The 18,949-nt window shown below is 38.0% G+C and carries 17 protein-coding genes, 1 pseudogene and 1 riboswitch; of the genes and pseudogenes, 6 read left to right on the top strand and 12 right to left on the bottom strand.

Translation table 11 applies throughout. The features are described 5' to 3' along the window. Positions 1-414 precede the first annotated feature (414 nt). The 4 genes from PN497_RS19155 to ndhM all read right to left on the bottom strand — a co-directional run bounded on the left by PN497_RS19155 (position 415) and on the right by ndhM (position 5,576). Positions 415-1,056 carry a hypothetical protein gene (locus tag PN497_RS19155; RefSeq protein ID WP_096570535.1) on the bottom strand — a complete coding sequence of 214 codons (642 nt, stop codon included), beginning with the start codon at positions 1,054-1,056 and terminating at the stop codon, positions 415-417. Positions 1,057-1,179: 123 nt separating this feature from the next. Next, positions 1,180-2,769: a CHAT domain-containing protein gene (locus tag PN497_RS19160; protein ID WP_096570537.1), complete on the bottom strand. Its 1,590-nt coding sequence runs from the start codon at positions 2,767-2,769 to the stop codon at positions 1,180-1,182. Between the two features lie 204 nt (positions 2,770-2,973). Continuing rightward, positions 2,974-4,911, bottom strand: a complete 1,938-nt coding sequence (locus PN497_RS19165; RefSeq protein ID WP_096570539.1) for a protein phosphatase 2C domain-containing protein — start codon at positions 4,909-4,911, stop codon at positions 2,974-2,976. A gap of 308 nt (positions 4,912-5,219) precedes the next feature. Beyond that, positions 5,220-5,576: an NAD(P)H-quinone oxidoreductase subunit M gene (gene ndhM, locus PN497_RS19170; RefSeq protein WP_096570541.1), complete on the bottom strand. Its 357-nt coding sequence runs from the start codon at positions 5,574-5,576 to the stop codon at positions 5,220-5,222. Between the two features lie 704 nt (positions 5,577-6,280). Between ndhM and PN497_RS19175 the strand changes: the two genes are divergently transcribed. Beyond that, positions 6,281-6,562: an Npun_R1517 family heterocyst differentiation transcriptional regulator gene (locus PN497_RS19175; protein WP_096570543.1), complete on the top strand. Its 282-nt coding sequence runs from the start codon at positions 6,281-6,283 to the stop codon at positions 6,560-6,562. Between the two features lie 362 nt (positions 6,563-6,924). Here PN497_RS19175 and PN497_RS19180 read toward each other — a convergent pair whose 3' ends face one another. After that, positions 6,925-7,620: a response regulator transcription factor gene (locus PN497_RS19180; RefSeq protein WP_096570545.1), complete on the bottom strand. Its 696-nt coding sequence runs from the start codon at positions 7,618-7,620 to the stop codon at positions 6,925-6,927. A gap of 249 nt (positions 7,621-7,869) precedes the next feature. Beyond that, positions 7,870-9,219, bottom strand: coding sequence for a carboxyl-terminal processing protease CtpB (gene ctpB / locus PN497_RS19185; RefSeq protein WP_096570547.1), 1,350 nt, complete (start codon positions 9,217-9,219; stop codon positions 7,870-7,872). A gap of 333 nt (positions 9,220-9,552) precedes the next feature. Here ctpB and PN497_RS19190 point away from each other — a divergent pair. The 5 genes and pseudogenes from PN497_RS19190 to PN497_RS19210 all read left to right on the top strand — a co-directional run. Beyond that, positions 9,553-9,759: pseudogene (locus PN497_RS19190) on the top strand (YdcF family protein); the annotation flags it as partial. A gap of 197 nt (positions 9,760-9,956) precedes the next feature. Continuing rightward, positions 9,957-10,097: riboswitch (cobalamin riboswitch) on the top strand. A gap of 22 nt (positions 10,098-10,119) precedes the next feature. Next, positions 10,120-10,899 (top strand): energy-coupling factor ABC transporter permease, encoded by a 780-nt coding sequence (locus PN497_RS19195; RefSeq protein WP_096570549.1) that lies wholly within the window; start codon positions 10,120-10,122, stop codon positions 10,897-10,899. After that, complete coding sequence (locus tag PN497_RS19200) at positions 10,886-11,188, top strand: energy-coupling factor ABC transporter substrate-binding protein (protein ID WP_096570551.1); 303 nt, start codon at positions 10,886-10,888, stop codon at positions 11,186-11,188. Before PN497_RS19195 ends, PN497_RS19200 begins: the two co-directional genes overlap by 14 nt. A 9-nt stretch (positions 11,189-11,197) precedes the next feature. Next, positions 11,198-12,010: a cobalt ECF transporter T component CbiQ gene (cbiQ, locus tag PN497_RS19205; RefSeq protein WP_096570553.1), complete on the top strand. Its 813-nt coding sequence runs from the start codon at positions 11,198-11,200 to the stop codon at positions 12,008-12,010. Next, a complete protein-coding gene (locus PN497_RS19210; protein ID WP_096570555.1) occupies positions 11,985-12,806 on the top strand; it encodes an energy-coupling factor ABC transporter ATP-binding protein in 822 nt (273 codons plus the stop codon). The genes cbiQ and PN497_RS19210 overlap by 26 nt, the downstream gene beginning before the upstream one ends. Here PN497_RS19210 and PN497_RS19215 read toward each other — a convergent pair. The 6 genes from PN497_RS19215 to def form a co-directional block, all read right to left on the bottom strand. After that, on the bottom strand, positions 12,794-13,507 hold the full coding sequence (locus PN497_RS19215; RefSeq protein WP_096570557.1) for a Uma2 family endonuclease: 714 nt from the start codon (positions 13,505-13,507) through the stop codon (positions 12,794-12,796). The genes PN497_RS19210 and PN497_RS19215 overlap by 13 nt on opposite strands. A gap of 49 nt (positions 13,508-13,556) precedes the next feature. Continuing rightward, complete coding sequence (gene recJ, locus PN497_RS19220; protein WP_096570559.1) at positions 13,557-15,875, bottom strand: single-stranded-DNA-specific exonuclease RecJ; 2,319 nt, start codon at positions 15,873-15,875, stop codon at positions 13,557-13,559. Between the two features lie 247 nt (positions 15,876-16,122). Beyond that, a complete protein-coding gene (locus PN497_RS19225) occupies positions 16,123-16,764 on the bottom strand; it encodes a GNAT family N-acetyltransferase (RefSeq protein WP_096570561.1) in 642 nt (213 codons plus the stop codon). Positions 16,765-16,886: 122 nt separating this feature from the next. Continuing rightward, a complete protein-coding gene (locus PN497_RS19230) occupies positions 16,887-17,732 on the bottom strand; it encodes a PD-(D/E)XK nuclease family protein (protein ID WP_272110766.1) in 846 nt (281 codons plus the stop codon). Between the two features lie 344 nt (positions 17,733-18,076). Then, positions 18,077-18,280, bottom strand: a complete 204-nt coding sequence (locus PN497_RS19235; RefSeq protein WP_096570563.1) for a hypothetical protein — start codon at positions 18,278-18,280, stop codon at positions 18,077-18,079. Positions 18,281-18,292: 12 nt separating this feature from the next. Next, positions 18,293-18,856: a peptide deformylase gene (gene def / locus PN497_RS19240; protein WP_096570565.1), complete on the bottom strand. Its 564-nt coding sequence runs from the start codon at positions 18,854-18,856 to the stop codon at positions 18,293-18,295. Between the last annotated feature and the right edge of the window lie 93 nt (positions 18,857-18,949).

Raw genomic sequence — 18,949 nt, forward strand, 5'->3', positions numbered from 1 at the left:
TGCTGTCAGGCATCAAAGTCTTGTCGTGGAGGCAGGGAACAGGGAACACTTCGACACTTCGACAAGCTCTGTTACCGCAAGCCCTAGCTAGGGTTTGTTGAAAAAGTTATCTGTGAAGGACCAGTGACAGGTGACAGGTGCTACGCCACGGTGACAGTTTCAAGAGTTGGATAGGAACGATTTTTTCTTTAAGTAGGGTTTGCTGAATAAATGTAAAACCCAGACAGAACAAAGGTTACAGGCTGATAAAGAGGAAAAAAGTGCAAGGCTTTTCAAGGGTATACCTGAAAAAGTGTGCATTTTTTTGGATTTCTAGAGATAGTAAAGAAATTTTCAAACCTCCTCCTGACTCCTGACTCTAACGGAAAGACTTTTTCAGCAAACCCTAGTTAGCTTTTTTGTATCGGCAGAAATTTACGATTCATCTTGTAAATTAGAAAGTTCTTTGAAGGCATAATCAGCAATTGCTAAACTAACTTTCGCCTGTTCTATTTCTGATAAGCCTGTCCAATCTCGATTTTCAATATTGCTGATTATAACTGCCAATTTTTGTTGGTCATTACTTCGCATAGCAGGTTCAAAACGACGGGCTAAAACAAATAAGTCTTCTGTGAGCAAATTTGGCAGTAAAGTTTGCACACATTCTACTAATTTCTCACTTGTAGATTGTTCTACATTATTGATAATTTCCGATGCTTTTTGAGCGATAGTATTTAGCCAACTTAAAGGAACAGAAGGAGCAAAAACACTGTGTAAAGCTGATTTTATACATTTAGATGGTTGTTCATCACGGTCAGTTTTAGAATGGTAAACTTGATCCCAAATTTTGTCTAAATTCTGATAAAAATCTTGCGATCGCCTAGTCAGGTCTTCTCCTAGTAAATCATCATATTCAAATTGCTGTTCTAGTTGATGAAAATAAGGTTCTGATTCTTGATCAGCCAGATCCCACGGATAAGTCTCATCTTCAGGTTGTAGTAGTGCTGCTAATAATTCTAAATCTACTGTCGATGGTAAAAATTGACAAGTATCTAACTCATGGATTTTATTAATCATGTTTCACCTCACAATTAATTAGCATTAATTTATTCTTGTTGTCAGCTACAACTGGAATATTCAAATTTCCGCAAAAAATAATTCATTAGTCATGAGTCATTAGTTACTCTTCCCAATCACCAATCACCAATCACTGTTCATATCTTCAATCACAAATTCCCATGTTTCGCCTTTAGCACTGCCAAACTTTAATTTCATACCTGATGTCAGAAGTATTTCTTCACGGAGAATTTGTTGCCAACCATTTGGACTTAAACACCAAGTTGTACCGTAAGTAGAAAAATCTTGCAGGTAATAAGTGGGAACTGATTGAGAACCAGCGATAATATTCCGGCAGAGAATTTCGGCATGGCGTTTAGAAACATAGAGTTCAGGGATAACAATATCATTATCTTTAGTGCGACCAATACGAGTGACACCAGAACGTAGTAACCAAGTTTTACCTTCTGGTGAAAGCGATCGCAAAGAAGCCGTAGGTATTGGGGAATTTATACCAGAAACAGCAGTATCTGGTAATTCCGTAATTCCTTCATCCACACTTTTGATCAAATCACCATGAAAATCTGGATGCAGGTAGAGAACTGGTAAAGTCCAAGCTGGTTGATTAAACTTATATACTGTTAACAGTTCTTGTCTAGCTGCTGCCACTGCTTCATCAATTGGTTTACGAGATCGCAAAGCTTCGGCAAAAGCTTGAATAAAACTGTGACTTTCTTGGTCTGCAATTTCATCCCGCATCGCTAGTACTGCAGGGACACCATGACGAATCAGGACTTCCGCTAAACTACTTGCAGGTATAGCTTGTTGATTAATTGCTGCTGGTTGCGCTCCCCAACAGGCATTAAACACCCCTAATTTTACACCTGTGCGGGTTAATACTTGGGCTAATTCGATGCCATTGAGGGTCAGATCAGGCCCCAAAAATAATAAACCACCATCAGGGTCTGGCATACCATGACCAGCGTAAAAAAAGACGTTGTAGCTTTGGGTTTCTAACTCTTGAATTAACTGTTGTGAAGTGGGTTGCAAGAGTGTCTTCACCAGACAAGCTGATACAGAATTTTTCTGAGATGGACTACATTCTGACAAAATTTTTTCCAGAATAGCAGCTTCTTTTTCCAATTCTAATTTATCATCATGCCCCAAAACCAACAGGACTTTTAAAGCTGGATCTGTTCGTAAATTTGGCAGAGGTTCAACTTCACTAATAGTCCGACTAAATAAAATATCTTGGGAAAGAGATATTGCTGATTGGCCGGGTTCGCGCTGCATAATTTCCCAAGGTAGCGCAATTAGATCAGGGTCACGAATTTCCAATCGCAAGCGCAACCGTTTATTTTGACCCATAGCCATACCGCGACTACGTTCTAGACTACCAAGAATTTGTCCATCGAATACCCAACGCCATAAACTGATGCCTAAATATTGCATCAACCGACTACTGTAGGGACTGGTAGTTTGACCGACCTGGGGTAAATTCAAATCAATTGTCATGTACTTAGCCCCTGGAGATGTCGAAGCCAAAGCAATATCCAGGGGACTATGACCAGCAAACATTTGCTGCCATTCTTGCCAAATTTGACTCAGTTCAGGAGAAAAAACACAGTCACGCAAAACATAACCACTGGGATAGGGAGCTTTAACGACCCAAATGGCGAAATTATCATTTCCAGTATTTACTAGACGAGCGATCGCCAGATTTAGGCAGGACATGGATTTGTGGAAACTAAACTCTAAGAACTAATAATTGACAACAAGTTTTGACAACAAGTTTTGACAACAAGTTTTGTTTGGAAAGTGAATTTTAATTTTAGTGATCACTAGCATTATGATATCCCATGATGGTGATGAGAATCACTCAGACGCGGGAGTTTAGTCATCAGTTGATGGCGATAAATCTTGTGGGTTTTCTGAGTTTTATGGTGTTGGTGTTTTCGTTGTTGTTGGTTGTGGGGTTGCAGACGGAGTTGATGGGGTAATTGTCGATTGTGGTTCTCGTTGGATTTTGAGCCAATATCCCAGTCCACCGGCTCCTAAAAGCACACCTAAAATAATCAACAACTGTAGCGGTAGTTTGGCAGTACGCCCAGGCTTGGTTTCTGAAATTATTTGAGTTTGCTGGTACTCATTGCCTAAAGCAGTTACATTTGTGGTTCTTGGTGTCAAATCTACTGTTTTACTGGCTGAACTTGTACTGAGCGAAGTCGAAGTAATAGTCGGAATGTCCGCTTGGAGAATGATATCTGGTTCACCGTATTTGACTTGGTAATGTACTAAAGCGATGGTGACATTATCATGTCCATTTTTAGTGTTGGCAATTTCTATGAGTCGGGCTGCAACATCTTCTATATTTGTATTGCCGCCAAGAATTGGTAAAATTTCCGTTTCCCACAACTCTTCTACTCGATCAAAATCACTCAATCCATCGGAGGTGAGCAAGAAAACAGCATCTTCATCAATGATAAATCGTTGGGACGTAGGATGCAATGAGGCACTCTTGCTCATGCCTAAAGCTTGGATCAAGGAGCCAGAACCACTATGTTGTAATGCTTCGCGATAAATAGCATAGCCCAATCGTACTTCACGAGAAGCTACATCATCATCTAAGGTAACTTGATAGCAACCGTGGCGCGTAATCCAATAAGCACGACTATCACCAATATGAGTAATGTACATTTCATGGCCAATCGGTAAGGCTAGAACTAGAGTAGTTCCCATCCTTTGCCGTCCTTGGCGATGTTCCGTATCATTACGCTGACTAATTTTATCGTTTGCAAGTGCTACTGCTTGTTCTAAATTATTGATGATTCTGAAGGGATCTATGTTTTCATCAGCAACAGAAGTGAGTTGCATCACCTCTTGCTCAATAGTTTCAATGGCTAAATTTGATGCTATGTTGCCTCCCTCATGTCCACCGATACCATCACAAACAATAGCTAAGGCGGTTTGCTGGGGAGGTTTACTCACGAGAACGCCACTAGGTGGGTAACAAGCATCTTCGTTGCGTTGACGAGAAGGTCCTTTATCTGTTTGGGTAATAATTTTAATGTTAGTGCTTGGGATTGGCGAGTTTCGTCCACAGGAGGCGATCCCCAATCCTGTCAGTCCTTGATCTAAAACCGTAATTAATTGTTCAGATGAGTGGATTTCACCATCAATTAAAGCATCAATAATTTGCTTGAGGAATTCAGCTATGGCTGGCTTGGCATTTTTGAGGAGTTGTTGCCAAAATACTCCTAATTGTGACAATGTTGGTGCTGTTTGCTGATCAAAACGCAATTCTAATAACCGCACTAAACCCCCTTCCACTCTGATTAAATAGGGGTCTAATAAGCTAGAACCGACTCCTTCAGTCAAAAGCGGTTGCCACAAATGCGCTATCTGCCACAGCCAATTCATTTGCCGCATTGATGAGGCATCATCCCACGCTGCTGTTAGCTGGCTGCACAGATGTACTTGAGTATATGTACTATCAACTGACAGGGGCGGTTTTTCTAGAACTAAGATTTCTGGTTGAGATTTTCCTTCATGGAGAGAGATGATCCCATACACTTGTGGTATATGCAAGCGGTAAGGTATGAGGCTTAGATAAGCTTTGATGTGGTATAAATTATCTAATTCAGGTATTTGGGGTAGTAAACCAGGTTTGAGATCAAGAATGATTGATTGACCAATGACCAAATAGCGATCGGCTAAAATTTCTCCAGGACTACCCAGGCTCACACTATCTGCCACTGCCCACAGGTAACGCTTGGGTAAGGGTGTGGAGCATCGCTGGCAATACTTGTGGGTCAAGGGATTGGCAGCTTGACAATATTCATTTGGGCAGTAAAGCGTTGCCGCGTCATTTTCCATATTTGTCGAACCGATCAGCGATTGGCAATTTATTCAACAGCATGAGTAGCGGTAATTTAGTCCGCTGATGTTTTTGTACTCAATGATAATAGGAGATTGGGACTGGGGATTGGGGATTGGGAATTATTAACTGGGAACTTTGAACTTTTTCCCTACACCCTGCACCCTGCACCCTTGCCTTTTCTCCTCTTTCTCCAGGATAGCTACCTCTTTGGGGGTAGTTTTGCCATACACCTAATTTGTTGGTGAGTTATAGAGTTATAAATGTAGTTATAAATCTTGTAACTCATCAACAACCACTCTCCATCTTATTTATTGGCGTTAGATGCAACCTGGGGTAGTCCCATGCTGTAGTTAGTAACGCGACTAGAGAGATTGTAGCTAATTTCACCTTTTTGTAGGAGCGATCGCAAAAAATGCTCTAGGTCTGACCCAATCCGACGTAAGTTATAATCTGTTAGGTCTACACCACTGGAAGCTTCTACTAGTTCATCGAACTTACGATAAACTTTTTGTAGTGTGTCTTCATTCCAGTTAAATTCGTTGTCTGGGTCAACATCTAACGTCAAGACGTGATTGCTAGGAACTAGTTCATCTTTTTCCATTTCCGCCGCAAAAATGCGAATATGACGGGTTGTGGACTTGAGCAGCATCGGGTTATCCATAAAAAGGTGTAAGATTTCGGCTAATTACACTGCAACTATTTTAACTGCTCTCCCTCAGCTTAATTGTTTTAACTTACAAGCTTTGAGTTGAAAATATCTTTTTCGACATAGCCAGTAATATTTAGAACCAGTAAGAATTGGAAAAAATTCTGGGCTAAAATAATTTAGTTCAGTGTATATGTGATGATCTACAACCGAATTTCTACAGTTGACAAACTTACTATCTTACCCATTAAATTTTTACAGATCAAAAAGAACACATTGTTGATTTAACCTAAATTGCCTAAAATGTTAACTGGCGGATAACAAAGGGAAAATAATCACTAATTTCCATAAGTAACCTCACTATGATTAGCGTAAAAAGTTGCACAGTTATTGACGTTTCCATAAAGTTGATGTAAAAACTTTGAAAAAGGTTGGACAAGTTCTTACAGAAACTTTATTGTATAGAATCTTAAAAACTGAATAATAGTGTATGAATTAGATATGCCAAAACTACCACGGGAATATCAAAACCTAGACAGTAAAAAACCACTTGGAATAAAAATAGGGGGGAGTGAGAAATTGAACGCAAATTTGATGGATGAGAAAAGCCTCTTACATTCAATCAGTTCTTTGTATTTAAAGGAAATATAAAGAATTTTTTTTCTGGATATTTTAGTTTCTCACCTGTATAAACACCCAGTAAAGGAATCCTCAAAACTATGAACTCCAAAGCATTACCGCGTCAAATCAATAATCTCGAAGTAGGTGTTTATGAGTGCGAAATACATCTCAAGTTCCGTTTGATTGAGGAAAAGAGTCTGTTAGGCGATCGCGAACAGCTTTTGCAGGTGCTACTAGACGCACTCACTGAGGGATCTGATGACTTTTTGGAAACACTACAAGCGTCTGTAAAGGCGCAGGAGGTTTCTGAGTTCAAAGCATCACCTCAAATGAGACGACAACTGATGCGCTTAAGAAACTTTGTTGATAATAGCCAATAGACAATAGAGAGAAATAAAGTCACTCTACAACACAACCAAGAAGATTATCTATAAGTTCAATTCAGCATCTACATTAACCCCTTGCCAGTTGCACTACCTCAAAACCTGGATGTCTGTTGATTCGCTCATCCCTTGCTCAAATTTTTGGTTAGGGTGGTTGAAAATTTATACTCAGGGAAATTTCACAAAAACTTAGGGTTTCATTTCTATCACAAGAACCCATTTACATTTAGTAGAGTTTGATAGCAAACTCAACCAGGTGCATTTTACCAATCTTACCAATCGTTTTCATTCAATTTGAATCAGAAAGCTGTCTCTGTAAATCCTCTTGATCATGGTGATCTTCTTTTTTCGTTTGGCTACTACTGAGCTAGTCCATGTTCTAAAGCAAATCTTACCAATTCTGTACGGCTATTAGTACCTGTTTTACTAAATAACCTGCTGACATATTTTTCGACGTTGCGGACGCTGGTTTCCAAGCGGCGAGCAATTTCTTTGTTCATCAACCCTTGTGCTACTAGGTTTAATACACTTTGCTCTCTGGGGGTTAAATCAATTTTAAATGGAGGTGGAGTCTGGGCAATGGCAGTTCTGGGACTTAACAAATCTTTGATTTTGGAAATTTCATGGGCTAATTTGGCAATGTCCATGTTTTCACTATCTTCTCCTATCGCTGGGGCTTGAGCAGTGCGACGGGTGAGTAAATTTTCTACAATGGCTATTAATTCATCAGGATCAAATGGTTTGGGTAGATAAGCGTCAACACCCGCTTGATATCCTTGAATGCGATCGCCTGTCATGCCTTTAGCAGTTAAAAATACCACTGGTAATGCCTGAAACCGTGGATCCTCTCGCAGTTGTTTGAGAAACTGATAGCCATCCACCTGGGGCATCATAATATCAGAAATCACCAAATCAGGTGTATTTTGTTGCATCAATTCCCAACCTTCACGGGCGTTACTGGCAACTTGAACACTAAAGCCGCTTTCTTGTAAATAGTCTTTCACGGCTTCCCGTAACCCTGGTTCATCATCTACCAGTAACAGTTGTGCTGACATTGAAAATTCCCTTAGATTTGCTGTTGATTTACCTTTCTCTAATTTAGCGAAAGTTGGTTAAGATTGGGTACTGGGGATGAGGAAGATTTGAGGCAAGTTATGTTCTAATTGTCTGATAACTCTGCTTATAGTATAAATAATAGCAGATCCCCGACTTCTTGGAGAAATCAGGGATCTTTTCTTTAGTGGATATCAATCCAAAATCCAAAATCCAAAATCTAAAATTGGATGACTTCTGACTCCTTAAAATTAAAATTTCAAATCTTCAGCGCGAATACTCAAAGGTTGAGTATTTTGAGAAGTTTGAGAAGGTGTTGTAGGTTGGGCAAATTTTGTATTAGAGAGAGCTAGAATAGCACGAGCGTATTGTGGGTCATTTAGAGTTCCAATTAAATTGGGATTAGCAGCTAACTGACGCTCCTGTGCTTCCGTTAAATCTAGCTGAATATCTGGTATAATTCCTGTCTTGTTAATATCCGTACCTTTGGGGGTATAGTAGTGGGCAATGGTGACAGCTAACCCAGAACCGTCATTCAGTTCATGGACTGATTGTACCAAGGCTTTACCAAAGGTTTGACTACCTACAACTACCGCCCGGTTATTATCCTTGAGTGCGCCGGTGAGAATTTCACTAGCACTAGCGGAATTACCGTCTACAAGTACAGCTAAGGGTCGATTTGTCAAAGCTGTGCGATTGGCTTTGGTTTCTTCACTATCTCCCACACGGTCTACTGTCTTGACAATGCCACCATTATCTAGCCACATCCGCGCTATTTCAATACTTGCTTGTAATAAACCGCCTGGGTTGCCACGCAAGTCTAAGACAAAGGAATCAGCGTTTTGACGATTCAAGTCACGAATCGCTTTTCGCATCTGATCCGCAGCGTGGCTGCTAAACTCCCTTAACCGAATATAGCCAATGCGACGGCCACCGTCTTGTTTGAGGGTATAATTTACTATGGGAACTTCGATAGTTGCCCTCGTCAGCTTGACATCAAACTGATTTTTTCCCGGTCTTGACAGTCGTAAGGTGATGGCAGTACCCGCTTGACCACGAATCAAATTAGATGCTTCTTCCACTTTCATATTGAGAGTGGGTTTACCGTTAATCGCTACAATTTCATCCCCTGTTTTAATACCTGCTTTCTGGGCTGGAGAATTTTCTAGAGGTTCAACCACTGTCAATCGCTGGTTTTTTTCGTTGATTTCCATGCGAATGCCAATTCCCGTAACCTCTCCAGATGTTTGACGGGTGAGGGCTTCAAATTGCTTGGGATCCATAAACCGCGTGTAAGGATCACCCAATCTTTGCAAGGCTTGGCGGATAGCTACATAAGCTTGTTCATTGGAGGTATATTCTTTGCTTAACAGGCTTTGCCTAATTGCTTGCCAATCTTGTTGATTAAATTTGCCATCAACATATTCCCTATTTACAAGTTGCCATACTTGGTCAACTAACGCTTTTGGACTATCTTGTAAAGCGGCTTGAACACACTTTGTCCAAGCTTGACCAAATAAAGATATAGTAGCAGTTGTAGCGATCGCTCCACCAATCAAGGCTGCTTGGAGCGGTGAGTGACGTTTCGCAGATTGATTCATGTATACAGATGGAATAAATAATTGTATTGTTGACAGTTTAGCAATCAGGCTTTCCTGAAATTTTTAAGTTTTTATACTCTACTTATGAGCTATGCTTAATCTAAGATTAATCCATCATTTTTTCCTTTGTAAATGATGTGGAAATTACGGTCTTTTTATTAATAAATATCGCTGGGATGGAAGTGGTTTTACTGTTAAAGCAGCCACAGCATTTGTGTGAATTTCATCACTCCTTTCTTTTTTCAACTAAGATCCTTTTCCTAAGATAGCGCTTTGTTGACTTGATGGCTGGATTTTTCAATATTAAACAATAAAGCTTTAATTTTCTATGTTATGAAGCACAAACCTACCATCAAATCATTAGTTTCTTGGCTGATGAGATTTAGAAAACTGTGGCGATTGTTACGAAATATTGCTTTTGGGTTGTGTTTGATCCTGCTAAGTTGGCTGACTTTCACTACTATAACCTTAGTTTCTGCTTCTTCACAGCCTGTCGATGCCTTTTTTGTGCTTGGTGGTAGTATTGTCCGGGAAATTTATAAGAAAATCGAGTGAGCCACAACCACCGAAATGAAATTAAAGTATCTCCGCCACGCTCCGATACTTTATTTTACTATGGCTTCGCCTTTAATTTTCGGAGATGTCTAATTGATAATTAGTCGCCCGAATGCTTCGCTCCTACGACTCCTGACTTTTGCTATATTTGCAAAACTTTACTAGCAACTGGCGTTAGTCATGATATTGTTACTCCCATCGGTTCTGATGAGGAGCAGTCATTGGACGCAAGGGGGAAAGTTCGGTGCAAGTCCGGCGCTGTCCCGCAACTGTGAACCATTATTAGGTTAAGTCAGGATGCCCGCCGATGACAATACTTTTACATCAATCTGCGAGGTACAGATTATGTCTCTAAAAAAACGGGGTTGGATGAGTCTAACCCTGATGGGATTTATTAGTTTTTACTTAGTAGTTGGTTTACCTAAACCTGCCTATGCTATGCACATTATGGAAGGTTTTTTACCAGTGCAATGGGCGGTTTTTTGGTGGGTTGTAGCATTACCATTTTTTGTTTTCGGTTTGCGAAGTTTGACTCGCATTACTCAAGCTAACCCAGAATTGAAGTTATTGTTGGGGTTAGCTGGTGCTTTTACTTTTGTCTTGTCAGCGTTAAAAATTCCTTCTGTGACAGGTAGTTCTTCTCACCCCACAGGTACAGGGTTAGGTGCGGTGCTGTTTGGACCTTTGACGATGACAGTTTTAGGAACTTTGGTACTATTGTTCCAAGCTTTGTTACTGGCACATGGTGGTTTGACAACTCTGGGAGCAAATGCTTTTTCAATGGCGATCGCTGGACCGTTTGCCGCTTACTGGATCTATCATCTCATCATTCGGTGTAGTGGTAAACAAAGAATTGCTATATTTTTATCAGCAGCGATCGCTAATTTACTCACCTACATTATTACTTCTATCCAACTGGCTTTAGCTTTTCCTGCACCTGTTGGTGGGTTTATCGCTTCATTTACCAAGTTCGCTGGTATCTTTGCTATTACTCAAGTTCCTTTAGCTATTAGTGAAGGACTACTAACGGTGTTGGTATGGAATTTGTTACAATCCTATAATCCTCAAGAATTAGAATTGCTAAAGTTAATCAAACGGGAAACTCAAAGTAATGAATCAGTCTAAACAAGGATTCAATAATTGGTTATTAGTCTTAGCTGTTTTCGCTTTAGCGTTTGCTCCCATAATATTAGTCAAAAATGCTGAATTTGGTGGTGCAGATGATCAAGCCAAAACCGCCATTAGTGAAATTCAACCCGCATATCAACCTTGGTTTCAATCAATATTTGAACCTCCGAGTGGAGAAGTAGCTAGTTTATTATTTTCTGCTCAAGCTGCCATAGGTGCGGGAGTAATTGGTTATGTTATTGGTTTGTATAAAGGACGTTCTCAACAACAAAAACATGAAGAATAAGTCTACAAAATGAGCCTAAAATTAGATACTTTAGCTTACACCAATCAACTGCGAAAACTTCCCCCAGCACATAAAATTATCTTTGCCTTTACTACGCTGTTACTTGCACTTTTCACCCATCCATTTGTACAAATTTTACTATCATTATGGATGGGTATTTGGACAGTAGTGTATGCTAAAATTCCTCTGAAAATCTATTTGCGGTTGTTAATTTTTGCTAGTTTTTTCTGGTTGACAAGTTTACCAGCATTAACAATTAATATGGTCAACCTCGCTAACTTTTCACAAATTCAAAGAGATTTAATATATGGGTTAAAGTTTGGTACTGTTTATATTTACATTAGTCACAGTGGAAGTATACAAGCTTTAGTAATTTTTTGTCGTGCCTTTGCAGCCATTTCTTGTTTATATTTTCTCATGTTAACTGTGCCATTTACAGAATTATTACAAACGCTACGATACTTAAAATTTCCAGCAATTTTAACCGATTTATTATTATTAATGTATCGGTTTATTTTCATACTTCTAAACACAGCCAATGAATTATGGATAGCACAAAATTCTCGTTGTGGCTACCGCAACTGGAAAATAGGAATGAGAAGTTTAGCAATATTAATAGGACAATTGTTACAGCGTACTTTACAACAATATCATCGTTTTTCTTTGGGATTAGCAGCAAGGGGAATGACAGAAGAATTTAGAGTCTGGCATCCCCAACGTTATCAATTATCTAAACGATATATTATTGAAGCAATTAGTGGCTGTGTAGTCTTAATAGCAATAGAATTAGGATGGAATGCAGGAATATTTACTAGAATTTGAACAGGTATATTACACCTATCCAGGTACACAACAATCAGTTTTAAATGGGTTAAATATAAAAATTCCCTCTGGAAAAAAGTGTGCCTTAATTGGTCAAAATGGTTGTGGTAAAACCACGCTATTTTTATTAGCTAATGGTTTATATAAACCTGAACGGGGAATTATCAAATGGTTGCATGAACCGTTAAGCTATCATAGAAACTATCTGACAAAATTACGGCAAAAAATTGGTTTAGTATTTCAAGATCCAGAACAGCAATTAGTCGCATCTACTGTGGAGGAAGATATATCCTATGGGTTGTGTAATTTGGGTTTATCCCCATCGGAAATTCAAATCAGAGTCGAGAAAATATTAGGTGAATTTGGGCTAAACAGTTTAGCAGAAAAACCCGTACATCATCTTAGCTTAGGGCAGAAAAAACGAGTTTCTATAGCTGATGTCATGGTATTAGAACCTCAACTTTTAATATTAGATGAACCTACAGCATATTTAGATATAAAACACACTCGTAACCTGATGAATACGCTCAAAAAAATTCATGGTAATGGCACAACTTTATTAATGGCTACCCATGATTTAGATTTAGTTTATCGTTGGGCAGATTGGGTTTTTGTTATGGATAAAGGAAGATTGATCTTAGAAGGAACACCAGAAGATGTATTTAGTCAGTATCATCTTTTAGAGGAGTTAGAATTAGGTGTACCATTAATATATGAAATGTTATTTGCAGGGCTATCTGTTGAGGAGAAAGCCGTTTTAGAACGGGTGAAACAACGGATATTTCAGGATATATAACTCTTTCCAGCTAATTTTTCTACAAAATCTTGATGTTCTCCTGAACTTAAACCTGTCTGTAAAGTAGCCATTACTTGTGACATATTTCTTGTTACTAATGCGGAAACATTCAGCCATAAACCTGGAAATACTTGACTTTTAATTATTCCTTGTTCATTTGCTACCAGTTCTATATATTCACCATTCTTTAAACTGAACCAACTTACAGTACCTTCAAAAACCTGCCAAACTATATATTCTTCAATTCCATTGCGACGGTAGGCTCTTTTTTTATCATATAAATCTTTGGTAGCACTGCTGGCTGCTACTTCTGCGATTAATTCTGGTGCGCCTTCTATATAACCATCTGCGCCTATATAAGACTTGCCACCACAGGCTGTATCTATTAATAGTACAGCATCGGGTTGAGGTTCGTTGTCTAAATCTAGTCTTACTGTTGCATTGTCACCCAGTCTGACACCAGGTGTAACTATTTTATAAGACCACAACCAACCCATTAAATTAGCATGAGGTTCGGCGTGAGGTTCAAAACGCAGAGGGGAAGCCACGTAAACTACTCCTTCAATTAATTCAGCTTTTTTGAGATTTGGCATAGCACTATAACGGCGCTCAAATTCTGGACGAGTCAGGCGATCGCCACTTTCCAAAGGCGGAATATAATCAGGATAATTATGGGCAGTTTTTACAGAAGTGTTAACCATAACTGCAAATAATATTATGGGTAGGTAAATTGATTATATCTTACTGTTATCAAAGTAAACCATTAAAAGCGATCGCCTGAATAGTAGATATAGGAACTGTGGCAAAATATTTTTTTTGAAATTGTTCTTCTTGTAATGCGGCTAAAAATTGATTAACTGCATTTTCAGCCTTAGTTGTATCATTGATAAATTCATTCCACGTAATTTGTAGATAACGATCTTGACGTTCAATAGTAAAACCTAAATATTTCAAAGCCTGAAATCCTAAATATAAACTAGGATCACTAATACCCAGTTTTTCTAATATTTGTACACGGGTAACTAGCTGATTTTTGCGACTGATAAATTTAGCAACTCCTACCAACGTTAACCAAATTTCCTGGGGAGTTTGGTTTTCTGGTTTTGCCCAAGCTAAAGCTAGTTTTTGTTGTTTATAAACCGATTTTCTCAACCAAGCTCTTACATCCTCCCAAGTTGTGGGACAATCTTTAATAATTAATATTGAATCATCTACAGTAAATTCCGAAACATCCTGATTTCGCCAATCTAAAATCATTGCTGATTTCTCAGTTTGCACTTCTAAATCAGCACTAGGACGCACAGCAATTAATCTGATTTCATAACGTTTTTTAAAGCTATTAAAATCTATTTCCGCAATACAATCACATTTACCTGTAGGCAATTCTTCTTTATAATGTCCCCACCAAATACCAGGAAAAGGATTTTTACTAGAATCATCTCTAATGTCAAACTCGGTTTTAATATATTGTATTTTCTTACCTTTTAGATCTTGTTGATTTCTATGCCAAGCATTTTCAAACCAACAATTTTTAATGAGTAATTTTGGTACAAGGTTTCCCATTCCACAAGGTTCTAAAAGTTTCAGTTCTAAAAATAATTCTTTCCCTAAATCTGCAACTGTCACCACCACATCAGCTTGGACAGTGGGTGTGAGATTTATTCCCCCTAAAGATTGCCGTAATTTTTGATTAATTGCATCTGTAAATAAGGGGATATTTTCTACAGGTAAACTTAAACCAGCCGCAAATGGATGTCCACCAAAACGATGTAATAAATGGGATTGTTCGTTAACTAATTGATATAAATCCACACCATTAATTGATCTGGCAGAACCCCGCGCCAATTGTGGTTTATTTGGTTCATATTCTCCGCTTTCTGTACTTAATAAAATTGTCGGTTTTCCTGTTTCTTGGGCAATTTGACCTGCTACTAAACCTAACACACCGTTAGCCCATTGTGGATCTTCTAAAACTATGACATTGGTAGTTGATAAATCTAATTGGGAGATTTTTTTTAATACTTGATTTTGTACATCTTTCTGTAAAGATTTGCGTCGGGTATTCGCTAATTCTGTTTCTTCTGCTAGTTCTTGACAACGTTGTATATCACGACTGGTTAATAGTTCTACACAGAAACTAGCATCACCTTTAATCCTACTAACTGCGTTAATTCTAGGACCTAAACCAAAGGAAATATCTGTAGGGCGATCGCCACTTTTCTGGCATAATTCTAATAATCTACCTACCCCTGGTCGTCTTCTTTCAACAACAGGTTTTTTATAATCTGCTTGTAATCTTTCAATTCCTACTTGTGCTAAATAACGGCAATCTCCACTTAATTGCACCAAATCAGCAATTAATCCTACCGCTACTAAATCTAATAAATCTTCTAGGGGACGTTGGGGTACATCTGGCAAAGTTTCATATAATGCTTCCACTAATTTATAAGCAACTGCAACTCCAGAAAGATGAAATAATGGATGTTCTTTTGGTAAGTAACGAGGATTAATAATTGCAGTTACCGGAGGACGTTCAGCAGGTAAAGTATGATGATCTGTGACAATAATATCAATTCCTAATTTTTGGGCATAAATAATTTCATCAATATTTGTACTTCCCGTGTCACAAGTAACGATTAATGTACAACCTTGTTGGGCTAAATTATCAATTCCTACTAAATTTAAACCATGAGATTCTGTTAACCGATTAGGGATATAATAAGTTAATTGTTCATGTTGAATAAAAAATTGTCCTAAACCATCCCATAAAACCGCAGTTGAGGTAATACCATCTGCGTCAAAGTCTCCCCAAATCGCTATTTTTTCACCAGATATAGCCGCTTTTTTTAAACGGTTAACCGCCAAGTGCATCTCTTGTCCAAATTCAAAAGGACTTGCAGCTTGATAACTTTGGAAATTCACAAAACTGGCTAATTCTAATTCTGTTTTTATTCCTCTTTGCCATAATAATTGTGCAGCAAAAATACCACTTGATAAAGGTGTGTACTGTTTAACTGCTTGGATGAAGCACTCAGGAATTTGTTCTGTTTCTAATAAAATCCACTGCATTGAATTAATTTAAAATAGAGATTGGTGATTGGTGATTATATTTTGGATTTTGGATTTTGGATTTTGGATTGTATTTCATGAATCCAATCTAAAATCTAAAATTCTCCTGACTCCTGACTCCTGTACGGGCGTTCGCGAAGCGTGCTGGAAGCGTCAGCATTCGGGCGAACAATTATCAATTTGATGAAAAGGTTATTTTCCGAATGCTTCGCCCCTACTTCGCCCCTACGACTCCTGACTCCTCTCTTTATTCCTCATTAATCATTAAATCTGTTGATGATTCATTCACTAAGGGATTCATCGCTATTTCCCCAGGAATACCTTCGGATTTTCGAGAACGAATTGTAGTTCGTGTGCGCCTATAACCTGCCCTTTCTGCTTTTTGATGTTCATAATCTATTAGTCTGCCATAATATGGATGTTTACTCAAATTCATTGATAAGAAAATATGTTGGCGAATGTTACCAAAACCTTTTCTATTAAAAAATTTCACTGCTGGAGTATTTGTAGGATCAGTATCTACTAACATAAACCGCGCCCCATCTTCAATCATTCGCGCTACAACTTTATCAACTAATTTATCTGCAACTCCCTGACGTTGAAATTTAGGATTTACTCCTAACCACAAAATGTAACCATAGGTCCAAGATGCTTTACTAATTATTGTCCCTAAAATAAATCCTGCAAGTTCACTTTCTGTTTCCGCAACTAAGCAATATTCTGGATCTGTATTATAAAGTCCTATTACTTCCCATTCATCCCAGGTACGGTATAAATAAGGATATAAATCGCTGGTAAATAGTTCTTCACCTAAGTGGTAAACAGGTGCTATATCATCAATTCCTAATTCCCGAACATAAATTGTATCGTTTTCATCAAAGGTTTTCATAATTTTGTTAATTTTGTTAATTTTTTGATTTATTTGATTTAGATTTATTGGATTTATTGGATTTATTGGATTTATTTGGTTAATTTTTGCTATATTTCCTGTTCTCTGTTAAGAGTTCCCTGCTATAGTGCTACTTCTTCAATAATATCAAGATTAGGTAGATTATTAATTGCGGGTGCTACTAAAGTTTTTGAGTCATACCTCCGATCAGCAAAGCGATCGCACTGTTTAGTAAACTGACAAAAATTACAAGTTTTAGATTCTTCTACCTGCGGAAATGGTTTACCCTTTTCATAATCATCTAACCAATTTGTTAATTTATTTAATAATTGATGAAGTTGTTTTTCTGTCTGTTTGTGTTTTTGGGTTTCATAGTGAAAAGGAATATTGTTAGATCGGGATTTAGCCTGAACAAACCAGTAAGTCATAGATATATTTTCCAGCAAATAGTTGCTAGTTTCTGCTAAAACATACAGATAAAGTTTGGTTTGCCAATTCTTAGCTAAATCATTTCTTTTTTGTGGTTTTTGATATGTTTTCCAATCAAAGATATGTGCTTTTTCTTGATTTGCAATTAATAAATCATAAACTACTGTCACTAGGTAATTTTGTGTTTGCAAAGTTCGATAATGTTCACTTTCTCGGAAGGTTTGATTATTAATATCAGGTGTTAATATTTCTGGTGCAGTTTCTTTAAAATCTTTCATCCAAGTTTTCAATTTATCATCTGCTTCGAGAAAACTATTAATTGGTAAACCTATTTCTCTCTGCTGCATTAATAGGTGAAAACGACTACCTGCAATCTGATGTTCTTCTTGTTTGGGATCTGTCGGTGTCGTCAGTTTTTCTAAATAATTATACTGGAATTTACGCGGACAGGTTTCTAGTAAGTTGAGGTGTCCTTGCGAAAGTCTTAATAATTTACTATCAGTTGATGTTAATACCATTTTTGCATTTTCTGTTTTCATCAAATTACTTATTATCAATCTATCAATTTTTATTTTTTATTTTTAATTAGAGTCGCGCAACTTTTTATCTTTGGGTCGTTGACTTTTTCTCTGGGGCGCGGTACTATTCTAGTATAATGGAGTGTTGCTAAAATTTTTTAAAAACTTTACATCCCATTATATTGAAGATACTATATAGCCTACCACCCCCCTAGAAAAAAATCAATCCTCTCTCCTACGGATTTTTCTATATTTTTTTTGTTAAATTAAATACTTTTAAACCACCAATCACCAATTACCAATCACCAAAAAAAACAAAAGGTAAAAGAATAGTATAAACTCTTACCTTTTTGTATACCTGATGCTTATTTAATATTAGCCCGTGCATCCTTGACTGCCGCAATAAAAAATAAAACAGTCAGGGGAATGCTTAGAGCTAGAATAATGGTAGTAGTTTGGACACCAAAATCAGGTTGTCCAGAACTGAGTTCAAAAACAGAACCAACAGCAGCGATCGCTGTAAAACAAGACCCACCTAAAAATAAACCGCTTTTTGGAGTTAAATACACAACAAGACCACCCTATGCTACTGGTTTTACAGCTTGATACGAGAAGCCATTTTTAGATAGCTCCTGTGCTAAAGTCAAGGAATTATCTACACGATCTACAAAAACCACACCATTGAGGTGATCCATCTCGTGTAAAATACATCTTCCCAGTAAATCACCAGCTTTTAAGGTTTTGGGACGACCATATTCATCTTTATAAGCAATTTCTACAACTTTCGGGCGTTTGACATCCAAAAAAACTTTAGGAATACTTAAACAGCCCTCTTGAGCAATACAAAGCTCACTGCTAACCTGTTTAATCACAGGGTTAATTAATACCAATGGGGGTACTTCTGGTTTATCGGGTTCACAGTCGATGACAATTAGTTGTTTATTAATTCCAACTTGGGGTGCAGCTAAACCAATACCATCTTCGCTGTACATAGTTTGCAGCATATCCCGCACCAGTTGACGAAGTTCATCATCTATTTTTGTTACCCGCTTTGCAGGTTGACGGAGGGCGCGATCGCCTAAATAATGAAGCTTCAAAGGTGGATTTTTTAACTTTTTCTTCTCTACAGCAATATCAGAGGGCATGATTGTCTTGGCTTTATGATGAATGTCTGATTAATTTCATTCTATCGTTATTTGGTTGGTGATTGGTGACTGGGGACTGGGGACTGGGGACTG

Source organism: Sphaerospermopsis kisseleviana CS-549 (assembly GCF_028329225.1).
GTDB lineage: Bacteria > Cyanobacteriota > Cyanobacteriia > Cyanobacteriales > Nostocaceae > Sphaerospermopsis > Sphaerospermopsis kisseleviana.